The organism is Arthrobacter sp. zg-Y820, assembly GCF_030142155.1.
GTDB lineage: Bacteria > Actinomycetota > Actinomycetes > Actinomycetales > Micrococcaceae > Arthrobacter_B.
In genome coordinates this window covers 41,180-61,233 of sequence record NZ_CP126247.1, presented here as the reverse complement: position 1 = coordinate 61,233, position 20,054 = coordinate 41,180, and the positions used below count along the sequence as shown (strand labels likewise).

Here is a 20,054-nt window from a genome sequence, read left to right as displayed (position 1 = left end):
CGCTCCGGCGAACCGGGCTTACCGAACCGGGCTCACGACCGGCGCAGCAGCCCCTCCAGGATCTGGGCGACGCCGTCGTCGACGAACGCCGGTGCCACTTTGTCCGCGGCAGCGAGGGCGTCGGCGTGGCCTGACGCCATGGCGTAGCCGCATCCGGCCCACTGCAGCATCTGCACGTCGTTGGGCATGTCGCCAAAGGCCACCACATCAGCGGGGTCGATGTCCCGGGACGCAGCGTAGTCGGCCAGCGTCACCGACTTGTCCAAGCCGTGCAGCGACATCTCCAGCAGCGCAATGGAGGGGGCGGAATGAGTGGTCGACACCAGATGCGCCACCGCGGGGCGGACACGCTGCAGGACTTCGTCCGGCGCGGCGCCGTCCACCCGGGCCAGGAACTTCACCACGGTGTCGGTGTCGGTGAGGGTTGCTTCCAGCGGCGCGGGGGCAACGGCACCGGGCAGGTCCCGGGATTCCGATTCGAGGAAGCCGGGGCCCAGATGAAAGCCGCCAACGGTTTCGGCGGCAAAACGGGCGCCCGGGTAGAGGCCCCGGATAATGCCGGCGGCGGCAAAAATGGCCGGCAGGGACAGGGCCTGCGCCTTCAGCACCCGTTCGGTGCCCAGGTCGTAGGTGATGGCGCCGTTGGAGCAGATGACGGTTCCCGCGTGCCCGAGGAAATCCTGCAGCGGGCTCAGCCAGCGCGGCGGCCTGCCGGTGACAAACACAACCTCGATGCCGGCCTCCGTGCAGTCGCGGAAGGCACGGACGGTCCGGTCACTGATCCGGTTGTCGGGACCGACGATGGTCCCGTCCAGGTCACTTGCCACCAGACGCACCGGGCACCTCGTTCCCTCGCAGGTTGATCTGCGCACCTGCGCAGGCCTCCAGCCTAACCGGCCCGGCGCCGCTCCCTGGGGCGGCGGCGCCGGGCCAGCGCGGCGCTGCCCGGCTAGGCGGCGGGGACCTCCGCCAGGCCGACGATCCGGGCGCGGGCCAGGGTGTGGGTGAACAGGGCGAAGCCCAGGGAGGCCGGGCTGGCATCCGCCGGCACCTCCAGTGATTCGACGTCGACGGCGTGGACCACCACCATGTAGCGGTGCGGGCCGTGGCCGGCGGGCGGTGCCGCGCCCACGAAGCCGCGGAACCCGGCGTCGTTCGCCAGTTGCACGGTGCCCGGCGGCAGGTCACCGTGGTTCGCCGCGTTGCCGGGCAGGGAGGTTGCCGTTGCCGGAATGTTGAATGCCGCCCAGTGCCAGAAGCCGCTGCCCGTGGGGGCATCGGGGTCGAACATGGTCACGGCGAAGCTCCGGGTGCCCTCCGGGGCTCCGCTCCAGCTCAGCTGCGGTGATGCGTCCTGCCCGCCGGGAATGCCCATTTTCCCGCTGTACTGGGCGGCGGACATCGGCTCCATGTTCGAGACATCGTCGCTGGTGACCGTGAAGGCCGGTACCTGCGGCAGGGCGTCATAGGGATCGTAGGACTGCATGTGTTCTCCTGCGTGGTGTTGGAAAGCGGTCAGAGTTCGTTGCGGTACGGCGGGTTCGCACCGGCGCGGGAAACGGTGACGGCGGCGGCGCGGGCGGCGAACCCGAGCACTGCTTCCAGGTCACCGGGCCCGATCCGCGCCAGCTCGGCGCGGCGGGCACCGCCGTCGAGTTCCCGGTCCATCAGGGACACCAGCAGAGCGGACATGAACGAGTCCCCCGCCCCCACGGTGTCCACCACGGTCACCGGCGGAACCGAGGCGTGGGCTTCGCCCGTGGCCGTCACGGCCCAGGCGCCCTTGGAACCGCTGGTCACCGCTACCAGCGCCGGCCCCATCCCCAACCAGCGGCGGGCGGCGTCCTGCGGCGAGTCCTGCGGATAGAGCCAGGCGAGGTCCTCGTCGGAGGCCTTGACGACGTCGGACAGCGCGACGAATTTCTCGGCCTGCTCCCGGGCGTAGGACACGTCGGTGATGATGGTGGGCCGGCAGTTGGGATCGTAGCTGATCGTGGCGGCGGGGCGGGCGCGTTCCACCGCCTGCAGCACGGCGTCGGCACCGGGCCGGAGCATCGCCGCGATGGACCCGGTGTGCAGTACGGAGGTCCCGTCCAGCAGGCGCGGCAGCGCATCCGCCAGCGAGGGAAGCTGCCACTCCAGGTCAAAGGTGTAGCGGGCGCCGCCGGCGGGGTCCAGAACGGCCGTGGCCACACTGGTGGGCAGCTCGTCCGCGGGCATGGGAGTCAGGACGGAATTGGCGCGCAGGTGCGCTTCGATCAGCTGGCCGTACTCGTCAGTGCCGTAGCGGCCCGCAAACTGGACCGGGCGGCCCAGCCGGGCCACCCCCACGGCAACATTGAGCGGGCTGCCGCCGGGGTGAAAGCGTTTGGGAGCGGTGTCGCTGAGAACCACGTCCACGAGGGCTTCGCCGATTACTGTGAGCACGACCTCAACCTAACAGAGCAGCCCGCGCCTCGCCTCTCCTTTGCCCGGTTCCCCGGACCGTCACCGGTTCCTTTACCCGGTTCCTTCCGCGAGCGGAGCGTCCGTCCGGGCCGGAAGACCGCCTCCCGGGGCGAAGATCCCGTCTTTGTGCGCGGCTGCCGTCACGGCCTGGACGACGGCGGCCCAAGCGGGCGTCCCCGGCGTAATCAGGGCGAAGTGGTCCCCCGGAACCAGCCGCAGCTCGGCCGGGGATCCGCAGGCGGCCGCGGCCTGCACAAACTCGGTCGAGGAGCTCAAGGGAACATCGGCATCACTGTCTCCGTGCAGGGCGACGGCGGGCACGGGCAGGGGGAGCAGCTGCATCGGATCGGCGCTGCGGTACCGTTGCGCGCTGCCCTCCGGGGAATTGCCCAGGAAGTCGCGCACGGCACCGTCACTCAGCTCCAGCGCCAGCGCCTGGGCCAGGTTCAGGAGACCGGCTTGGAGCACGACGGCGGTGACTGGCACGGCTGCGCTGCTGCGGGCCGCTGCCCAGACGGCCAGCTGTCCGCCGGCGGAATGCCCCAGCACGGTAACCCGGGACAGGTCCAAGCCGTGGTGCTGCGCCGCAGGTTGAAGCGCGTCGATGCCGGCAGCGACGTCGTCGGCGGTTTCCGGCCAGCCGCCGCCGTTGCCGACCCGCCGGTACTCCAGGTTCCAACAGGTGAACCCCCGATCGGCAAGGTCACGGGCACCGGGCCGGCCCAACTCGGCCGTGTACCCGGAGCGCCAGTAGCCGCCGTGAATGATGACCACCACCCCCGGATGGGCCTCGGCACCGCAGGCGCCGGACTCGACCGCGCCGAACTCCACCGTGCCGGAGTCCACGGCGCCGAACTCCACCGTGCTTCCGTTACCGGCGCGGGCCGCCAGCGTGAGTTCTGCGTATTGTTCGGGGCCGGGGCCGTAGGGAATCCGCAGCGGGGTCGGCGGCATCGGCTGCCCTCCTTCATCTGGCCTAATCTGGTACGCAGTGAACCTAAGCTGGTAGTGAGCCTAATGTCCGGCAGTGCCGGGCGGCAGGCGCCACATCCGGTTCGTGAACGAATGGAGATATTCTTATGGGCGCGTGGGACAGCCTTGATGACCGGCTGCGTCCGGTGGTCCAGGCGAGCATTGACGAGTACGCCCGGGTTCGTCCGGCCTTGGAAAAGCTCACGCGCGAAATGGAGGAGAGCCTCCGCCACATCTTCACCGACAGCCCCGTCCGTCCGCTGTTCGTGGCGTCCCGGACCAAAACCGTTGAGTCCTTCCGCGACAAGGCCTCCCGGACCCTCCCGTCCGAGGATCCGGAGGAGCTCCCCACCCTGCTGTTCCCCGACCCGCTGCGCAACCTCATCGACCTGGTGGGCCTGCGCGTCATCGTGACCCTGCCGCACGAGGTGGACGAGGCAGCCAACCTGATCAAGCGCCAGCGCGCCGAGTTCGACTGCCGCGGGGACCGCGAAAAGGACATCGGCTCCATCGAGTCCGGCACCTACGGCTATTCCAGCCGGCACCTGATCCTGCGCACCATCCAGAACGAGACGGTCCGGGAGTACCACCGGCTGCTGGACCCGGAGCAGCGGCCCAACGGCAGCTATCAGTTCGAAGTGCAGATCCGCACGGTGCTGGCGCACGCATGGTCCGAGATCGAGCACGACATCCGCTTCAAGGCCGGCGATCCGCGGGCCTGGAGCCCCTACTTCGACCGCCAGTTCACGGCCACCGCCGCCATGCTGGAAACCGTGGAAACCGCCTTCGCCGAACTCCACGAACGCTATGAGACGGTCACCGGCTTCTGGGACGAGGAGGGCGAGGGCAGTGCACCGCTGACGCCGAACCGGATCCGCGACATCTGGATGACCCTGCTGCCGCATGTGAACCGCAAGACCGGGGATGACTGGGGCTGGGCGGCGGAACTGCTCGCCGCACACGGTTTGAAAACCACCATGGACCTGGCCGGGCTGCTGCAGGCCGACGCCATCACCGAGGTCCGGCAGGCGCTGGACCACCGTTACTCCCCTGGTCCGGACCGGCTGCTCGATGACCTGCTGCTGTGGCGGTACGGCAAGAAGCACATCGACCTGACCGCCGAGCCGGAGGACGCCCCGGTGAAGCCGCGCCGGGAGTCGCTGGGCCGGCGCTACCGGCAGATGCAGCTCTACCGGGCCCGCGAAGCGCAGTAGCAAGCCTTGCCCGGCGTCGCCCGCGTCGTCTAGCTTTGCCAGGTGGCGATCGAGCTTTCAGGGCGGGATGCACGCCGGATGCGGCGGCAGTCCCAGCTGCTCGGCGGCTCGGACCTGGCACCGGCCGACGTCGTGCGCCGCGCCGTCGCCCTGCAGGGCCAGGACCTGCCCGCCGTGCTGCAGGCGATCGCCATCCGCTCCCGGCCCGGAACCGGCGTGCAGGAGGTCCGCGATGCCTTTGACCGGGGCGACCTGGTCCGCGGCTGGCCGATGCGCGGCACGCTGTTCGCCACCACGCCGGAGCATCTGGCGGCACTTTTGGCCTTCACCGCGGAACGCATCCGCACCATGGCTGCCCGGCGCCGCGCTGAGCTTGGCCTCGATGAGGCGGTGCTCGACAGCGGCAGGGAAACCCTGCGGACTGCCCTGCAGGAGCAGCCCCTGCTGCGGTCCGAAGCCCTGGCCCTCTGGGAAGCCGCCGGCATCAAGACCGCCGAGGGCCGCGGCTACCACCTGCTGATGCACCTGTCGGTTCAGGGCCTGGTGCATTGGGGTGCCTTCGACCCGTCCGGCAGCCAGCAGTACCTTGCCCTCTCGGCGGCCCGGCCACCCGACGATCCCGAGGCCGCGCTGGCGGAGCTGGTTCGGGGGTTCGTGCTGGCCAGGGGACCGGTTACGGAGGCTGATCTGGCCTGGTGGATGAAGCTGCCCAAGCGGACGATGCGGCGTGCGGCAGCTGCCGCGCCGGATCTGGTCGAGGTGCGCGTGGAGGGTCGGCCGGCGTGGATCGTGGGGGAACCGCAGGTCCCCGGGAAGTCCGGCGTCACGCTGGTGCCGGGCTTCGACGAATGGATCCTGGGCTATGCCGACCGCTCGCTCGTGGCGAGCCCGGAAATGCTCGCGGCGCTGGTGCCGGGCAACGGGATGTTCCGGCCGGCGGTGCTGGTGGACGGCGTCGCCGTGGGCACCTGGCGGTGGCCGCGCACCTCGCGTCCCTCCCGCGCCGCAGCAGAGCCCGTCCTCGACATCGTGGAACGGGTGCCGGCGGCCACGCGCCGGCAGATCGAGCGGGCGCTGGCGGCCTGGCCGCACCGCTGAGGCACGCAGAACGACGGCGGCCGGCACCTCCCCCGAGGGAAGGCACCGGCCGCCGTCGTCGTGCGGGGTGCGAGAAGCGCTAGGCTCCGGAAACTCCGGCGGCCAGCTTGTTCAGCGACTCTTCGAGGTCGTCCTTGGACACCATCGGGAAGGACACCTTCTTCAGCGTTTCCTTGTCGGTGACGTGGGACCAGTCATAGGTGAGCGTGACTTCGGTGGAGTCCGGCGCGATCGGGTTGAGTTCCCAGACCCACTGCCAGCCCTTGGGCTCGGTGCCGGCCGGAGCCGTCTGCCAGGCCAGGAGCTTGTTGTGGTCGTACCCGGTGACGGTGTTTTCCGTCTGGTAGTCGCCCATTTTCTCGTTGTGCATGTTCATGGTGAAGACCTGCCCGGAGGCGGTGATGCGGTCGGTCTTCTCGTCCGAGACCACCATGCCGGAGCCGTCCAGCTCGGGGTGGCGCTCGGGGTTGGACAGGAGGTTGAAAATGTCTGCTGCTGAAGCGTCGATGATTCGTGAGACAACAACACTGCTCTGATCAGTGGTCAATGAACTCTCCTTCGATGGATGGATCGTACGTACCTTTGCACGCCGGCTCAGTCGGCGGTCTGTTCCTGGGCTTCCTGCAGTTCCCAGCCCGTGATGTACGGCGGGTCCTGCCCTTCGTCCCGGGTGTACTGCCGGCAGCGTGCCCGTTCGTCCTGCAGCCACTGCCGGAAACCGGCCTGCGTTGATCCCAGCGACGCTACCCGGTCCAGCACGTCGATGGCCAACTGGAAACGGTCGATCTGGTTGAGCATGGCCATGTCGAACGGCGTGGTGGTGGTGCCCTCCTCCTTGTAGCCGCGCACGTGCAGGTTGGCGTGGTTGGTCCGCCGGTAGGTCAGCCGGTGGATCAGCCAGGGGTAGCCGTGGTAGGCGAAAATGACCGGCTTGTCCTTGGTGAACAGGGTGTCGAAATCCCTGTCGGAAAGCCCGTGCGGGTGCTCTCCGGGGTCCTGCAGCACCATCAGGTCCACCACGTTGACCACCCGGATGTTCAGCTCCGGCAGCTGCTCCTTCAGGAGGGCTGCCGCTGCCACCGTTTCCAGGGTGGGCACGTCGCCGGCGCAGGCCAGCACGACGTCGGGATCCGGCTTTGTCCCGGGACCGGCGGTTTCGCTGCCGGCGAAGTCCCAGATGCCGATCCCGCGCTCCACGTGCAGCAGCGCCTCCTCCGGATTCAGCCAGGCCGGGGTGGGCTGCTTGCCGGAAACCACCACGTTCACCCGGTCCCGGGTGCCCAGGATGTGCTCGGTGACGGCCAGCATGGTGTTGACGTCCGGCGGCAGGTAGACCCGGATCACGTCGGCCTTCTTGTTCACCACGTGGTCGATGAAGCCGGGATCCTGATGCGAGAACCCGTTGTGGTCCTGCTGCCAGACGTGGCTGGAGAGCAGGTAGTTCAGCGACGCCACCGGCTGCCGCCAGGACAGGCCGCGGCTGACCTTCAGCCACTTGGCGTGCTGGTTGAACATGGAATCCACAATGTGGACAAACGCCTCATAGCAGTTGAAGACCCCGTGCCGGCCGGTCAGCAGGTAGCCCTCCAGCCAGCCCTCGCAGAGGTGTTCGCTGAGGACTTCGGCGACCCGGCCGCTGCGCGCGAGGTTCTCGTCGAGCTCGTCGATGCGCTGCTGCCAGGCCTTGTCAGTGACTTCGTAGACGGCCTGCAGCCGGTTGGACGCCGTCTCGTCCGGCCCGAAGATGCGGAAATTCGTGGGATTCCGCGTGATCACGTCGCGCAGGTAGGCCCCGGCGGTGATCATCGGGGAAACCCGCTGCTCCCCCGGTTTCTCCACGTCCACGGCGTGCTCCGCGTAGGCGGGCAGCGCCAGGTCCCGCAGCAGCCGGCCGCCGTTGGCATACGGGGTGGCGCTCATCCGCAGGTCCCCGGCCGGCGCCAGTGCTGCGATCTCCGGCCGCAGCCGACCCGCGTCGTCGAACAGTTCCTCCGGCCGGTAGGAGGCCAGCCACTGCTCCAGCTGCGCGAGGTGTTCGGGGTTCTCGGAGATCTCGGACAGCGGCACCTGGTGGGCCCGCCAGGTGCCCTCGACCTGTTTGCCGTCCACCACCGCCGGGCCGGTCCAGCCCTTGGGCGAGCGGAACACGATCATCGGCCAGCGCGGCGCGTGCTCGTTGTGCCCGGCAGCGTCCGGGGCGTCGGCGGGGACGGCGGTGCGTTCGCCGGTGCGGTAGGGGGCCTGGATGGCGTCAATTTCGGCCAGGCAGGCTTCCAGGGCCGCGGCGAAGTCGGCGTGCGCCTGCGCCGTCGACGCCGGATCCTCCACCGTGACGAGGTGCGGGTGGTATCCGTAGCCTTCCATCAGCTTCACCAGCTGCTCCTCGGGCATCCGGGACAGGATGGTCGGGTTGGCGATCTTGTAGCCGTTCAGGTGCAGGATCGGCAGCACGGCGCCGTCCACTGCCGGATCAAGGAAGCTGTTGGAGTGCCAACTGGCGGCGAGCGGGCCGGTTTCCGCCTCGCCGTCGCCGATCACGGTGGCGGCGATCAGGTCCGGGTTGTCGAACACCGCGCCGTACGCATGCGCCAGCGAATAGCCCAGTTCGCCGCCCTCGTGGATGGAGCCGGGGGTTTCCGGCGCCGCATGGCTGGGCACGCCGCCGGGATAGGAGAACTGCCGGAACAGGGTGCGCAGGCCGTCCTCGTCCTCGCCGACGTGGCTGTAGATCTCGGAGTAGGTGCCCTCCAGCCAGGCGTTGGCGACGTTGGCGGGGCCGCCGTGGCCGGGACCGGTGATGAACAGGACCTCGCGCTGCTGTTCACGGATCAGCCGGTTCAGGTGCGCGTAGAAAAAGTTCAGTCCGGGCGTGGTGCCCCAGTGCCCCAGCAGCCGGGCCTTGACGTCCTTCTTTTCCAGCGGGCGGCGCAGCAGCGGGTTGTCGCGCAGGTAAATCTGTCCCACGGAGAGGTAGTTGGCGGCGCGCCACCAGGTGTCCACGTCCTGCAGGGTCTCGTTCAGCGGCTGTTCGGGTGCAACTGGCGCAGAGGTCATGCGGTGCCTCCTTGGCGGATAATTTCTTTCGGGAATGGACGACGGCGGCAGCCGGCCTGGCCTTTGTCAGGGGGCTTCCACCACGACGTCCGAAGGTTTCTTGTCGGGGCGCAGCCCCCGCCAGGCGGGGTGGCGCAGCTTGCCGCCGGCGGTGCGCTCGGAGAATGTCACTTCACCCACCAGGACGGGGCGCACCCATTGGGCGTCGGAGGCGTCGGCCGCCGGCACATCATCCAGCGGAGCGGTTTTGCGGGCCAGTTTCTTGAGCTTGCCGCCCACCAGGGCCAGGTCTTTTTCGCTCAGGCCCGACCCCACCCGGCCAATGTAGGTCAGGTCATGCCCGTCCGGAACGGCCACGAGCAGGGAGCCGATCTTGGAGGCGCGGTTGCCCTTGCCCGGGCGCCAGCCGACAATCACCACCTCCTGGGTGAAGGAATTCTTGAGTTTGATCCAGCTCTTGGACCGGCTGCCGGACGAGTAGGTGCTTTTCAGGCGCTTGGCCATGACGCCTTCCAGGCCGAGTTCCCTGCTGGACTCCACGGCGTCGTCCATCGACAGCTCCAGCGCCGGCGGAACCTGGACGTGCCCGTCCTCCCCCGCCGGTTCCACCGCCTGCGCCAGGATTTCCCGCCGCTGGGCATAGGGCAGGTCCATCAGCGAGTTTCCGTCCAGCCAGAGCAGGTCAAAGAGCATCAGGTGCACGGGGGTGCGGGCGGCTGCGGCGTTGATTTCGCGTTTTTTCGTCAGGTGCATCCGGGGCTGCAGCAGTCCGAAGTCGGGCCGGCCGGCCTTGCTGATGGCGACGATTTCGCCGTCGAGCACGGCCCGTTCACCGTTCAGGTGCCGGCCCAGCTCCTGCAGTTCCGGATAGGCGGCGGTCATGTCGTTGCCGTTGCGGCTGATCAGCCGGGTGCCCTCCGGGGTCACGTCCACGATGGCCCGGACGCCGTCCCACTTCATTTCGAACGCCCACTCGTCTTCGTTGTTGACGTCGGCCCGGGTGCCCAGGGTCGCGAGCATGGGTTCCACCGACGGCATGCCGTTCTCCGCGGCGTCGGCCGCCACCGCCTTCACCACGGCCGCCGCATCCGGCAGGGACTTCCCGGATGCCGGGGCCGCCGCGGCTGCGGCAACGGAGTCCTCGGGAGAATCCGGAGCATCGGGTTCTCCCGCTTGGGCCGCAGTCTTCGGCGCCGCCTCGGTCTCCGCCGGCGGCTGGTGCTTCATCAAGTGGATCAGCCAGTTGTTCGCTCCGCCCTGGCCGCCGGTGTGGATCAGCGCGAAGCGCCGGACGGCACTGCCTTCCGAGGCCAATCCGCCGTCGGGCTGGCCGTGGAGCACGGCAATGACTTCCTTGCCGTCCCGCCACTTTTCCCGCTCGTAGGTGCCGTGATCCCAGATCCGCACCTCGCCGGCACCGTACTCCCCCTTGGGGATGGTTCCTTCAAAACTGCCGTAGTCCAGCGGATGGTCTTCGGTCTGCACCGCCAGGTGGTTCTGGTTCGGGGAATCCGGCGGGCCCTTGGGCAGCGCCCAGGAGACGAGGACGCCGTCGTGCTCCAGCCGGAAGTCCCAGTGCAGCCGCCGCGCGTGGTGCTCCTGGATGACAAAGCTGTTGCCCTCGGACGTTTCGGCGGGTTCCTCGGGCACCGGTTCGGGGGTCTTGGCGGCGTCACGCATGCTGCGGTACTTGCTCAGCCGGTCCGCCGGGCCGCCCTCCGCCACGGCGCCGGCCTGCTCCGCCGCCTCCTCCAGCGCGTCAGCGTCGAGTTCCCCGGCGTCCATGCCGGCCAGCGGATCGCCGTGGTCGGCCAGCCGCTGCATCACCTGCTCGTAATCCAGCTGCGCCAGGTCCGGATCCTCCAGTTCCTCCCAGGTCCGGGGCGCGGCAACCGTGGGCGTGAACCGGCCGCGCAGGGAGTACGGGCAGATGGTGGTCTTGTTGGCGTTGTTCTGGCTCCAGTCGAGCAGCACCTTGCCGGTCCGCAGCGACTTTTTCATGTCGGACACGATCAGGTCCGGATGGTCCGCTTCCAGGGCGCGGGCCAGCTCGTGGGCCACGGCACTGACGTCGGACGAGCTCTGCCGCCCGTCCAGTGCGGCGTACAGGTGGATGCCCTTGGATCCGCTGGTGACCGGGCGGGCCTCCAGGCCCATGTCGGAGAGAATGTCGCGGGCCAGCCGGGCGACTTCGGCGCACTGGGCCAGGTCCACGCCCTCGCCCGGGTCCAGATCCAGCACCAGCCGGTCCGGGTTTTTGATCTTGCCGCGCGGGCCGAACCGCCACTGCGGGACGTGGATCTCCAGGGCTGCGCTCTGCGCCAGCCAGGTCAGCGTCGCCAGGTCGTTGACCAGCGGATAAATGTTGGTGGAGGTCTTGTGCTCGATCTCAAACCGCTTCACCCAGGTGGGGGCCGAGGTGTCGATGTTTTTCTGAAAGAACACCTGCCCCGGATCGTCCGGGGTGCCAACGCCGTGCACCCAGCGTTTCCGGGTGGCGGGGCGGTCGTGCGAGTGCGGCAGCAGCGCCTCAGCGACGGCGGCGTAGTAGGTCAGGACGTCGGCCTTCGTGGTTCCGGTTTCCGGATACAGCACCTTGTCAAGGTTGGTCAGCCGCAGGCGGTGACCGTCAACGTTCACGGTTTCCTGCTGCTTCAGACCCGCTCCGCTGCTCGTCATGGTCCCTAGTCTTACCGGGATTACCTGCCGATTTCCACTATTTGTCAGCTTGCTGAGCACATTACGCCACGGGCGTTCCGCCCTGCCTCCGCAGGGCACGCGGAACTGTGTATGTTGGAAAAATGACTGAACCACGGCGGGTTTTGGTAACGGGTGCCACCGGCTACATCGGCGGGCGGCTGGTTCCACTGCTGATTGCGGACGGGCACAAGGTGCGGGTCCTGGTGCGCTCTCCGGAAAAGCTCAACGACGTGCCGTGGCACGACGACGTCGAGATCGTCCAGGGCGACCTCACGGACAAGGACTCCGTGGCGGCCGCCATGCAGGACACCGACACCGTCTATTTCCTGGTCCATTCCATGGCCTCCGGCAAGGGGTTCGCGGCGCAGGAGCAGGACATTGCGCACCTTGTTGCCCGGGCGGCCGAAGAGGCAGGCGTGCAGCGGATCGTCTATCTGGGCGGGCTGCATCCGGAGGGCGAACTCTCTCCGCACATGCGCTCCCGCACCGAGGTGGGGCGGATCCTGCTTGAAGGCAAGGTTCCCGCCGTCGTCTACCAGGCGGGAGTGGTGATCGGTTCCGGCTCGGCCTCGTTCGAAATGATCCGCCACCTGACCGAAACCCTGCCCGTGATGCCGGCGCCCAGCTGGGTGCGCCGGAAAATCGAGCCCATCGCCATCCGCGACGTGCTGCACTACCTGGTCCGCGCCGTCGACCTGCCCGCCGACACCAACCGCACCTTCGACATCGGCGCCCGCGAAGTCCTGACCTACGCGGACATCATGAACGGTTACGCCGAAGAGGCCGGACTGCCGCGGCGGCGGATCTACGCGCTGCCGCTGCCCGCGCCCCGGCTGGCCGGAATGTGGGTCTCCCTGGTGACGCCCATTCCGCGGTCCATGGCCTTGCCGCTGGTGGAATCCCTCCAGCACGACGCGGTGTCCAAGGAACACGACATCGACCAGTACCTGCCGGAGCCCGACGGCGGACCCACCGGCTACCAGGCAGCGGTCAAGCGGGCGCTGGGCAAGGAAAAGCGCGGCGAGGTGGAAACCACGTGGGCGGGCGCGTCTCCGGCGGCCGACGAGGCCTCCTCGCCGCTGCCCAGTGATCCGAACTGGGCCGGGCAGACCGTGTACGTGGACTCCCGGCAACGCCGCTCCGGTGTGGCTCCGGAGCACGTCTGGCGGGTGATCGAGGGGATCGGCGGCAAGAACGGCTGGTACTCGCTGCCCATGGCCTGGGCCATCCGCGGCGTGCTGGACAAAACCGTGGGCGGCGCCGGCCTGACCCGCGGCCGGCGCCATCCCACCACCCTGTTCACCGGTGACGTGGTGGACTGGTGGCGGGTGGAGCTGATCGAGCGCGGGAGCCTGCTGCGGCTGCGCGCCGAAATGCGGGTTCCGGGCAAGGCCTGGCTGGAGCTGCGGGTGGATCCCGACGGCGACGGCAGCCTCTACCGGCAGCGCGCCGTGTACTTCCCCAAGGGGCTGGCCGGAAAGCTGTACTGGTGGCTGATTGCACCCTTCCACGGACTGATTTTCCCGTCCATGGCCAAGAACATCATCAAGCACGCCGCCCGGCTGGCCGAGGAGAGCTGAGTCAGCCTTCGATCCGCAGGCCCAGGGTGGCAGCCAGCAGCGGGGCCAGCATCCTCAGCTGCTCCTCATCCACGGTGGCTCCCTGCAGTCCCGGCACGTGCGTGATGGACCGGAACTCCGTGGACCGCAGGTCCACGTCCTGCAGCACCGCGCCGGACAGGTCCATGCTGCCGATCCGGCAGTCCCGGAAGGCCACCCGGGTGGCCTGGACCCCGTTCAGGTCCAGTTCCTCGATCGTGCAGTTGCTGAAGAGCACGTCGGTGAGCCGGGAGCTGCGCAGGTTCACGAAGTCCAGCTTGCCGCCGTCCACGTGGACGGAATCCCAGGCGCCGTCGTAGAGTTCGGCCGAACCCAGCCTGCTGCCTTCCAGGACGATGTCCCGGAAGGTGGTGCGCGGCGCCCGGAACACCGGGGCATACAGGCCGCTGAAGCGGCAGTCCAGGAACCGTCCGCCCCGCAGGCCGGTGTCCATCATTGACGCGGAGCTGAACTCGCATTCGGAAAAGGTGCTGCCCTGCAGGTCGAAACCGTCGAAGGATTCGCCGTCGAAGCGAAGGCCGTCAAAGGTCCCGGGATCCTGTGGTGCGGCTGCGTCCGTCAGGTCGTGCAGGGTTATTTGGCGCAGCCGCGGGGGCTTGGTTTTTCCTGTTTTTCCCGCGCCCCTTTGTCCGGCTGCGGCAGCTCCGGCCGGCCGCCGGAACGCCTCCGCCACGCCTACTTGCGCCGGCCGAAAACGAAGTAGGACAGCGGGCCGACGAAGTTCACGGCGCAGGCTGCTGACCAGAGTGCCTTGGAGCCCCGGACTTCAGCAGCGGGACGCCGCCAGATGTCCGCGAGTGCCAGGCCGGCGAGGAGCACCTGCACGGTCGAGGCGACACCCACCATCTTCTTCTGCTGGGCGGTGAGGTCCTTGATGGACTTTTTCTTGACCACTGTGTTCTCGATTCTCTCGATGGGATGCGTGCTCCCGATTCTGCCAGCAAAACCGCAGACCGCCAGTTCCGCCGGGCAGCTCCCGGCCCGGTATTTTCCGTCAGATCGCGGAATGAGAACCCAGCCGGTGGTAGGTGCGGTTGTGGTAAACCAGCGGCTCGTCCGGTTCGGCCGGGCTCAGGACCTCGAGCACCTCGGCCGTGACCAGCACCGAGGAGCCGACGGCGGTGCGGCTGAGGACCCGGGCTCGCAGGGCCCGCGGGACCTCGGTGAGCAGCGGCTCGCCGGTGGGCAGGCGCTCCCAGGCCAGGGCGGAGGAGAAACGGTCAGCGGAGGGACGGGCAAACAGTGAAGCCAGCGCCGCGTTCCGCGCCCCCAGCAGATGCACGACGACGGTGTCGGCGGCTGCCACTTCGCCGGCCGACCCGGAGGCCGAGGCCAGCGAGAAGACCAAGACCGCGGGGTCGACGGACACGGAGGACACGGAGGAGGCGGTGAGCCCCGCCGGACCGGACCTGCCCTCGGCGGTTATGACGGCGACGCCTGCCGGGTGGGATCTGAAGGCGTCCTTGAAATGGTCGATGAGCATGCTTCCACGCTAGAACCTCAACAATGGTTGAGGTCAAATCGGCGGCGCTTTTCCGGCGCCGGTCCGCCCTCGGGTGCTCAGTAGTCCAGGACCGGGGCACCGGTCCTGCGGCCGGCCGATTCGTCGTCGGGGTTCACAAACCGGCATTCGGCCAGCGTGAGGCAGCCGCAGCCGATGCACCCGCCGAGCCGGTCCCGCAGGGCCTCCAGCGAATGGATCCGGGCGTCCAGTTCCTGGCGCCACGCCAGCGACAGGCGCTGCCAGTCGTTGTGGTCCGGCACCGCATCGCTCGGCAGCTCCTCAAGGGCGCGGGCGATGGTCGCCAGCGGAATTCCGGCACGCTGGGCGGCCCGGATCACGGCAACCCGGCGCAGCACCGAGCGGTCGAACCGGCGCTGGTTCCCCGCCGTCCGCCGGCTGGAAATCAGGCCCTGGCGCTCGTAGAAATGCAGGGCTGACACCGCCACGCCGCTGCGCTCGGCCACCTGGCCCACCGTCAGCTCGGGCCGTTCCGCCCCCGTTGCCCCGTCCCTGTCCACAGGCTCGCCCACGCTTGCTCCTCCGTCCCTTCCATTATCCGCACTTCCCGGCCCGCTTCTCGCCCCGGATTCCCCCGCCGTTTTGGGATTCTGCTGCCATTCCGGGATTTTCCTGCCGTTTAGGGCAAATCCTGCCGGTCCGCGGCGGCAGGAAATGCCCCAAACGGTCGATTCTGCCCGAAACAGCCGATAACGGGCCGCCGCCCCGGCCGTCCCCGCTCTGGTCCGGACACCCGGCTTTAGTGTTCACTGGACTACATGAGAGCCATTTGGAAGGGTGCCATAGCGTTTGGGCTGGTCAATGTGCCGGTCAAGGTTTATGCCGCCACGGAGGACCACGACGTCAGCCTGCACCAGGTCCACGAGAAGGACGGCGGGCGCATCCGCTACCAGCGCCGCTGCGAGATCTGCGGCGAGGTGGTGGAGTACAAGGACATCGCCAAGGCGTACGACGACGGCGAGCAGACAGTGGTGCTCACCGACGAGGACCTCGCCTCCCTGCCGGTCGAAAAAAGCCGGGAAATCGAGGTGGTTGAATTCGTCCCCAGCGAGCAGGTTGACCCCATCCTGTTTGACCGGACCTACTACCTGGAGCCGGACTCCAAATCCACCAAGTCCTATGTGCTGCTGCGCCGCACGCTGGAGGACACCGAACGCACCGCCGTCGTGCAGTTCTCGCTGCGCCAGAAAAGCCGGCTGGGCGCCCTGCGGGTCCGGGGCGATGTCCTGACCCTGCAGACCCTGCTGTGGGAGGACGAAGTCCGGGACGCCGCCTTTCCGTCCCTGGATGAAAAGGTCCGGATCAGCGCGAAGGAACTGGAAATGTCCTCCGCCCTGGTGGACTCCTTCAGCTCGGATTTCAACCCGGCGGAGTTCACCGATGACTATCAGGAGCAGCTGAAGACGCTGATCGAGGCGAAGCTGGAAAAGGGCGAGGCCCTGGACACGGAGGAGACCTTCGGCGGCGCCGAAGCCGAAGAGGAGGGCGGCAAGGTCCTCGACCTGATGGAAGCGCTGCGCCGCAGCGTGGAAAAGAACCGCGACAAGAAATCCGGCGGCACCAAGGACTCCGGCACCCGATCCTCGTCCCGTTCCAAGGGCGATGACAAAGAACCTGCCGAGAAAAAACCTGCCGCACGGAAAACTGCCGCCAAAACCAGGAAAGGCGCCTAGGACATGGCCATCTCCAACTTCTTTCGGGACCGCAACGGACGGATCCGGATTTTCGAAGTACCCAATCTTCCCGTTCTGGCGTGGGCCGGGTTCGGCGCGGCCTCCATGATGGCGTTGACTCCGCGGTACCGGGATCTCCTTGGCAACCTGAGCAGGGGATCACTGATTATCTGGGCATTGTTGGAAACGGCGCGGGGCCGCAGCCCGTTCCGCCGGACCATGGGCGCAGCCGCCCTGGCCCGGGAAGTTTTGCCCGGCAGCTGACTACTGCTTGTAGCCTTCCACCTCAGAGGCCGGCCGCACCGCCGCGTCATCCGGGTCTTCGCCGGCATGCAGTCGCGCCCGGCGCTGCCGCAGCAGGTCCCAGCATTGGTCCAGCTGCTCCTCGATCCGGCGCAGCTGCTCCATCCGGTCTTCGGGGTGTTCGGCGGCAGAGCTGTCCCGCAGGGACTGTTCCTGTTCCACCAGCTCGGAAATCCGGTGCTGAATCTCGGTAGCGTCCATCCCCCTACGCTAGCGATCCGCCGGTCCGGTGACCAGAACTTTTGCCTCCGCGCGGCCCCCTGCTTCCCCCGGAAGATCACCCCGGAAACTCAGCCCGGAAGCAGCTGGCGGAGGAAGCGGGAGAACCCCTCGGGTGCCCGCCCGTCCCGGCGTCCGGAGGTGATCACGCGGATGCGGTCGGTGGCGGTCCAGGGCGTGCCTGCCGCCTTGAGCCGGGCCACCAGGTCAACGTCTTCGTGGGCCGCCAGCGGTGCAAACCCTCCGGCACGGCGGTAGTCAGCAGCACTGAAGCCCAGATTGGCGCCGTGGATGAACGGATGGCCCTCGCCCAGCGGATGCAGCTGCTGCCAGGCGGAGAGCTCCTCCGCCGTGAGATCAGCCGGGTCCGGAACCGCGCTGCCCAGCACGAGGCCGTAGCCGGCGGCGGCCAGACCGTACTGCCGGACCAGCCAGTGCTCCGGCACCACCGTGTCGGCGTCGGTGTTGGCAATCCACAGCCCGGGCAGCTGCGGCTGGGCGGCGATGCCGGCGGCACGCGCGGCCCCGACGGTGCCGAAAGACCCGGCGATCAGGCGCAGCTCCAGTTCGGGAGCCCACAGGTGCTGCAACCCGGCCACCACCTCGGCGGAACCGTCCGTGCAGGAGTCGAGCACCACGGTGACGGCAGCGCGCACCGCGCATTCCTCTTCCAGCGCCCCGACGGCAGCGCAGACCGAGGACAGTGCGGCAGGCAGCAGCAGTTCTTCGTTGCGGGCCGGAATAACAACGGCCAGGTGTTCAGGAGCCGGCACGAATCACCGCGGGTCCGGTCCGGGGCCCGCCGAAGCCGCAGCGGTCCGAACCAGCACATCGATCCGGAAGTCCTCCTCGCAGTGTTCGGCGAGGACCCGCAGGCCGCCCTGTGCCCGAAAGACCTCATGGACCTGATCTCCGGTCAGTTCCCAGCCGTCGTTGGGATGCCGCCAGTGGCACAGCAGGATCACGCCGTCGTCGGTCAGTGATGCTTCGGTGCGTGCGGCCAGGTCCCGCAGTTCGCTGGGCTGGAGGAAGTAGCCAATCTCCGAGACGACCACCAGGTCAAACCTGCCCTCCGGCCAGTCCTGCGGCACCGCCCCCTGCGCAAGCCGGACATGCGGTGCCGCGGCCAGCCGCCGGCGGGCCAAATCCAGGGCGCTGTCGCTGATGTCCGTGGCGGTCACCGCCTGCGCCCGGGCGGCCAGCTCCTGCGTGAGCACGCCGATGGAGCAGCCGGGTTCAAACACCGAGGCGAACCGGGGGCGCGGCAGCATGGCCAGGCTCAGGGCGCGTTTGCGGTGTTCGTAGAAGCTGCTCTCGAACTGCCAGGGGTCTGACGAGGTTTGGTACAGGTCCTCGAAGACCTCCCGGGGCGGGCGCGGGCGGGTCAGGACAAAGGACTCAAAGCTGCGCTCGAAGTGGGCCAGGACGCCGGGGCTGAGCAGGGCTTCGTCACCCGGCGCGGCCGAGAGCGGCCGGACCTGGCTCACATGGGTTTCCATCGCCCGGGCCTTCGCGGCGGCGGCCCCGCCGAGGGGCAGCAGGACCAAGTCGGCAGGCACCTGCTCCGGGCTTCCCCAGTGCCACAGCCAGATCGGATACTCCAGCAGCGGCAGCCCCAGGGTGCGGGCGAGAGCCGCCGCGGCCAGTCCGGCGGTGTCGTGGTCGGTGTGGCCGTCGGTCCGCCAGGGAGCCGCCAGAATGGTGGTCTCAGCCGCCGGTCCGACAACGGCGGCCAGGGCCGCATCCAGTGCGGGCCGGTGCGCGGCCAGTCCGCCGTCGGGCAGGTCCAGGAAATGGACAGCCGCCTTCGGAGCCAGCTGCGCAACGGCGGCGCGCAGCTCCACCCGCCGGATGCGGGCCAGGTCTTCACGGGTATGGGTGGGCGACTCGGGGTGGGAGGCCTCCCCTGCGGTGGCCACGACGACGTCGACGGCGGCACCGCGGGCAGCGAACGCGGCGATGAGTCCCCCGGCGCCCAGGGTCTCATCGTCGGGGTGCGCCGCCAGGACCACCAGGCGGTCGGTGCCGGGCGGGCAGAGCTGGTCCAGATCCAGGCTGCTGCGGCCGGCCAGCGCGCGGGCCCATTCTTCTTCGGGCACAGAGTCGTCCAAATGGCTGAAGCTCACCAGGGGGCTCCCCCGCCCTGGAGCAGGGACCGGCCGAGCGCGGCGAAATCACGCTCGGCGTGGTGCTGGCGGAGGTAAATCCTCAGGTCGGCGGTTCGACGGGCGTGGTCCTCTTCCAGGGCCAGCGGACCCGGCCCCAGACCGTGGTCGGCCAGCGTCAGGACTTCCGCGGCGGCGTCGGCCACAATGCCCCGCACCCGCTGGGCGAGCAGGGCTCCGTCCCGGCCTTCGGCCCGGCCGGCATCAACCGCAGCGGCCGCGGAATCCAGGGCGGCCCGCGCCGCCTGCAGCCGCGCATCGGCCCGGCCCAGCAGCAGGTGGGCGATCTGATCCGGTTCCCGCTCCTGCGCTGCCGCGAACATCCTGCGCGCCACCCCCGCCGCCCCGCCGTACCAGCAGGCCGCGACGCCGATGCCGCCCCAGGCAAAGCCCGGCCGCCTGAGATACCAGTTGTCGTCGCCAACCGGACGGGCAGCGGCGCTGGCGAAGTCCACCGGCCCGCTGTCCACATCGGCCAATCCGCGGCTGATCCAGGTTCCCGGCACCGGGGTTACGGCAGCCTGGCGCAGGTCCACGGCAAACGCCCGGCGGCGGCCCGCTCCGGTATGCGCGGTGACCACCGCGTGGTCGAGGCTGGAGGCGAGGGAGCACCAGGGCTTGCGGCCGGAGAGCTCCCAGCCGCCGGCCACCGGTGTCGCGGTGAGTGCGGTTCCCGGGCCCTCGGCGGCAAACACTCCCCAGATTCCGGGATCGGCGGCAGTTCCCGCCTGCTCCAGGATGGCCAGGGCGTCCAAATGCGGCTCCACGCTGCGGGCGGCGGTCAGGTCGGCGGCGGCAACGGTGGCAAGAATGGACCACAGCCGTTTTGTTCGGCCCTGCCCGGGATACGGTGCTGCGGCAGCGAGTTCCTCGGCAAGGGTCAGCCCTGCGGACGCGCATCCCCGAACGGCAGCTGCCCGTTGGGAAAGCTCCGGCAGCCCCGGCACTTCCTGCGCGCCAAAATCAGCCTCCGGGAGAGAGAAGGTGTCCACCGTTTCCTTACTCCAAGGATCGGTTTACAGCCTGCCCAAGGTGCGTTGTAGAGAACTTTCTCCCCAGTTTGCCAG

20 protein-coding genes are annotated in these 20,054 nt (G+C 68.8%); 5 read left to right on the top strand and 15 right to left on the bottom strand.

What is annotated here, in order from left to right:
* Nucleotides 1–32: 32 nt before the first annotated feature.
* From QNO08_RS00295 to QNO08_RS00280, 4 genes are all read right to left on the bottom strand, one after another.
* A complete protein-coding gene (locus QNO08_RS00295; RefSeq protein WP_229966530.1) occupies nucleotides 33–836 on the bottom strand; it encodes an HAD family hydrolase in 804 nt (267 codons plus the stop codon).
* 113 nt (nucleotides 837–949) lie between these two features.
* On the bottom strand, nucleotides 950–1,486 hold the full coding sequence (locus QNO08_RS00290; protein ID WP_229966529.1) for a YbhB/YbcL family Raf kinase inhibitor-like protein: 537 nt from the start codon (nucleotides 1,484–1,486) through the stop codon (nucleotides 950–952).
* Nucleotides 1,487–1,515: 29 nt separating this feature from the next.
* The gene (locus QNO08_RS00285) at nucleotides 1,516–2,427 is read right to left on the bottom strand and encodes a carbohydrate kinase family protein (RefSeq protein WP_229966528.1); all 912 of its coding nucleotides are present in this window, start codon (nucleotides 2,425–2,427) and stop codon (nucleotides 1,516–1,518) included.
* A 72-nt stretch (nucleotides 2,428–2,499) separates the two neighbouring features.
* Entirely contained in the window at nucleotides 2,500–3,402 is a 903-nt protein-coding gene (locus QNO08_RS00280; RefSeq protein WP_229966527.1) for an alpha/beta hydrolase, read from the bottom strand.
* A gap of 125 nt (nucleotides 3,403–3,527) precedes the next feature.
* On the opposite strand from QNO08_RS00280, the gene QNO08_RS00275 reads away from it, so the two are divergent.
* Both QNO08_RS00275 and QNO08_RS00270 read left to right on the top strand, forming a co-directional pair.
* Nucleotides 3,528–4,634: a GTP pyrophosphokinase gene (locus tag QNO08_RS00275; RefSeq protein WP_229966526.1), complete on the top strand. Its 1,107-nt coding sequence runs from the start codon at nucleotides 3,528–3,530 to the stop codon at nucleotides 4,632–4,634.
* 42 nt (nucleotides 4,635–4,676) lie between these two features.
* The gene (locus tag QNO08_RS00270) at nucleotides 4,677–5,732 is read left to right on the top strand and encodes a winged helix DNA-binding domain-containing protein (protein WP_229966525.1); all 1,056 of its coding nucleotides are present in this window, start codon (nucleotides 4,677–4,679) and stop codon (nucleotides 5,730–5,732) included.
* A 79-nt stretch (nucleotides 5,733–5,811) separates the two neighbouring features.
* Here the strand turns inward: QNO08_RS00270 and QNO08_RS00265 are convergent, their stop codons facing one another.
* From QNO08_RS00265 to QNO08_RS00255, 3 genes are all read right to left on the bottom strand, one after another.
* Nucleotides 5,812–6,279, bottom strand: coding sequence for an SRPBCC family protein (locus QNO08_RS00265; protein WP_229966524.1), 468 nt, complete (start codon nucleotides 6,277–6,279; stop codon nucleotides 5,812–5,814).
* A 47-nt stretch (nucleotides 6,280–6,326) separates the two neighbouring features.
* Entirely contained in the window at nucleotides 6,327–8,786 is a 2,460-nt protein-coding gene (locus QNO08_RS00260) for a phosphoketolase family protein (RefSeq protein ID WP_229966523.1), read from the bottom strand.
* Between the two features lie 66 nt (nucleotides 8,787–8,852).
* Nucleotides 8,853–11,465: an ATP-dependent DNA ligase gene (locus QNO08_RS00255; protein ID WP_229966522.1), complete on the bottom strand. Its 2,613-nt coding sequence runs from the start codon at nucleotides 11,463–11,465 to the stop codon at nucleotides 8,853–8,855.
* A 122-nt stretch (nucleotides 11,466–11,587) separates the two neighbouring features.
* Here QNO08_RS00255 and QNO08_RS00250 point away from each other — a divergent pair, with 122 nt between their 5' ends.
* Nucleotides 11,588–13,066 (top strand): SDR family oxidoreductase, encoded by a 1,479-nt coding sequence (locus tag QNO08_RS00250; RefSeq protein ID WP_229966521.1) that lies wholly within the window; start codon nucleotides 11,588–11,590, stop codon nucleotides 13,064–13,066.
* A gap of 1 nt (nucleotide 13,067) precedes the next feature.
* Here the strand turns inward: QNO08_RS00250 and QNO08_RS00245 are convergent, their stop codons facing one another.
* The 4 genes from QNO08_RS00245 to soxR form a co-directional block, all read right to left on the bottom strand.
* On the bottom strand, nucleotides 13,068–13,778 hold the full coding sequence (locus QNO08_RS00245) for a pentapeptide repeat-containing protein (RefSeq protein ID WP_229966520.1): 711 nt from the start codon (nucleotides 13,776–13,778) through the stop codon (nucleotides 13,068–13,070).
* Between the two features lie 2 nt (nucleotides 13,779–13,780).
* Nucleotides 13,781–13,999: a PLDc N-terminal domain-containing protein gene (locus QNO08_RS00240; RefSeq protein ID WP_229966519.1), complete on the bottom strand. Its 219-nt coding sequence runs from the start codon at nucleotides 13,997–13,999 to the stop codon at nucleotides 13,781–13,783.
* 100 nt (nucleotides 14,000–14,099) lie between these two features.
* The gene (locus QNO08_RS00235; protein ID WP_229966518.1) at nucleotides 14,100–14,588 is read right to left on the bottom strand and encodes a flavin reductase family protein; all 489 of its coding nucleotides are present in this window, start codon (nucleotides 14,586–14,588) and stop codon (nucleotides 14,100–14,102) included.
* Nucleotides 14,589–14,665: 77 nt separating this feature from the next.
* Nucleotides 14,666–15,139, bottom strand: a complete 474-nt coding sequence (soxR, locus tag QNO08_RS00230; protein ID WP_284015838.1) for a redox-sensitive transcriptional activator SoxR — start codon at nucleotides 15,137–15,139, stop codon at nucleotides 14,666–14,668.
* A 246-nt stretch (nucleotides 15,140–15,385) separates the two neighbouring features.
* Between soxR and ku the strand changes: the two genes are divergently transcribed.
* Entirely contained in the window at nucleotides 15,386–16,300 is a 915-nt protein-coding gene (gene ku, locus QNO08_RS00225) for a non-homologous end joining protein Ku (protein WP_229966517.1), read from the top strand.
* Nucleotides 16,301–16,303: 3 nt separating this feature from the next.
* The gene (locus QNO08_RS00220) at nucleotides 16,304–16,564 is read left to right on the top strand and encodes a hypothetical protein (RefSeq protein ID WP_229966516.1); all 261 of its coding nucleotides are present in this window, start codon (nucleotides 16,304–16,306) and stop codon (nucleotides 16,562–16,564) included.
* On the opposite strand, the gene QNO08_RS00215 is transcribed toward QNO08_RS00220, so the two are convergent.
* The 4 genes from QNO08_RS00215 to QNO08_RS00200 form a co-directional block, all read right to left on the bottom strand.
* Complete coding sequence (locus tag QNO08_RS00215) at nucleotides 16,565–16,804, bottom strand: DUF2630 family protein (RefSeq protein WP_229966515.1); 240 nt, start codon at nucleotides 16,802–16,804, stop codon at nucleotides 16,565–16,567. It lies immediately after the preceding gene.
* Nucleotides 16,805–16,893: 89 nt separating this feature from the next.
* Nucleotides 16,894–17,595, bottom strand: coding sequence for a glycosyltransferase family 2 protein (locus QNO08_RS00210; protein ID WP_229966514.1), 702 nt, complete (start codon nucleotides 17,593–17,595; stop codon nucleotides 16,894–16,896).
* 3 nt (nucleotides 17,596–17,598) lie between these two features.
* Nucleotides 17,599–18,948, bottom strand: a complete 1,350-nt coding sequence (locus QNO08_RS00205) for a bifunctional PIG-L family deacetylase/class I SAM-dependent methyltransferase (protein ID WP_229966513.1) — start codon at nucleotides 18,946–18,948, stop codon at nucleotides 17,599–17,601.
* Nucleotides 18,945–19,979, bottom strand: a complete 1,035-nt coding sequence (locus tag QNO08_RS00200) for an acyl-CoA dehydrogenase family protein (protein ID WP_229966512.1) — start codon at nucleotides 19,977–19,979, stop codon at nucleotides 18,945–18,947. Before QNO08_RS00200 ends, QNO08_RS00205 begins: the two co-directional genes overlap by 4 nt.
* Nucleotides 19,980–20,054 lie beyond the last annotated feature (75 nt).

Bases quoted from the DNA above. Each gene is read 5' to 3' on its own strand.
- QNO08_RS00290 (WP_229966529.1), bottom strand. From the start codon at position 1,486: ATGCAGTCCTACGATCCCTATGACGCCCTGCCGCAGGTACCGGCCTTC.
- QNO08_RS00280 (WP_229966527.1), bottom strand. From the start codon at position 3,402: ATGCCGCCGACCCCGCTGCGGATTCCCTACGGCCCCGGCCCCGAACAA.
- QNO08_RS00275 (WP_229966526.1), top strand. From the start codon at position 3,528: ATGGGCGCGTGGGACAGCCTTGATGACCGGCTGCGTCCGGTGGTCCAG.
- QNO08_RS00260 (WP_229966523.1), bottom strand. From the start codon at position 8,786: ATGACCTCTGCGCCAGTTGCACCCGAACAGCCGCTGAACGAGACCCTG.
- QNO08_RS00255 (WP_229966522.1), bottom strand. From the start codon at position 11,465: ATGACGAGCAGCGGAGCGGGTCTGAAGCAGCAGGAAACCGTGAACGTT.
- QNO08_RS00250 (WP_229966521.1), top strand. From the start codon at position 11,588: ATGACTGAACCACGGCGGGTTTTGGTAACGGGTGCCACCGGCTACATC.
- QNO08_RS00235 (WP_229966518.1), bottom strand. From the start codon at position 14,588: ATGCTCATCGACCATTTCAAGGACGCCTTCAGATCCCACCCGGCAGGC.
- ku (WP_229966517.1), top strand. From the start codon at position 15,386: ATGAGAGCCATTTGGAAGGGTGCCATAGCGTTTGGGCTGGTCAATGTG.
- QNO08_RS00220 (WP_229966516.1), top strand. From the start codon at position 16,304: ATGGCCATCTCCAACTTCTTTCGGGACCGCAACGGACGGATCCGGATT.
- QNO08_RS00215 (WP_229966515.1), bottom strand. From the start codon at position 16,804: ATGGACGCTACCGAGATTCAGCACCGGATTTCCGAGCTGGTGGAACAG.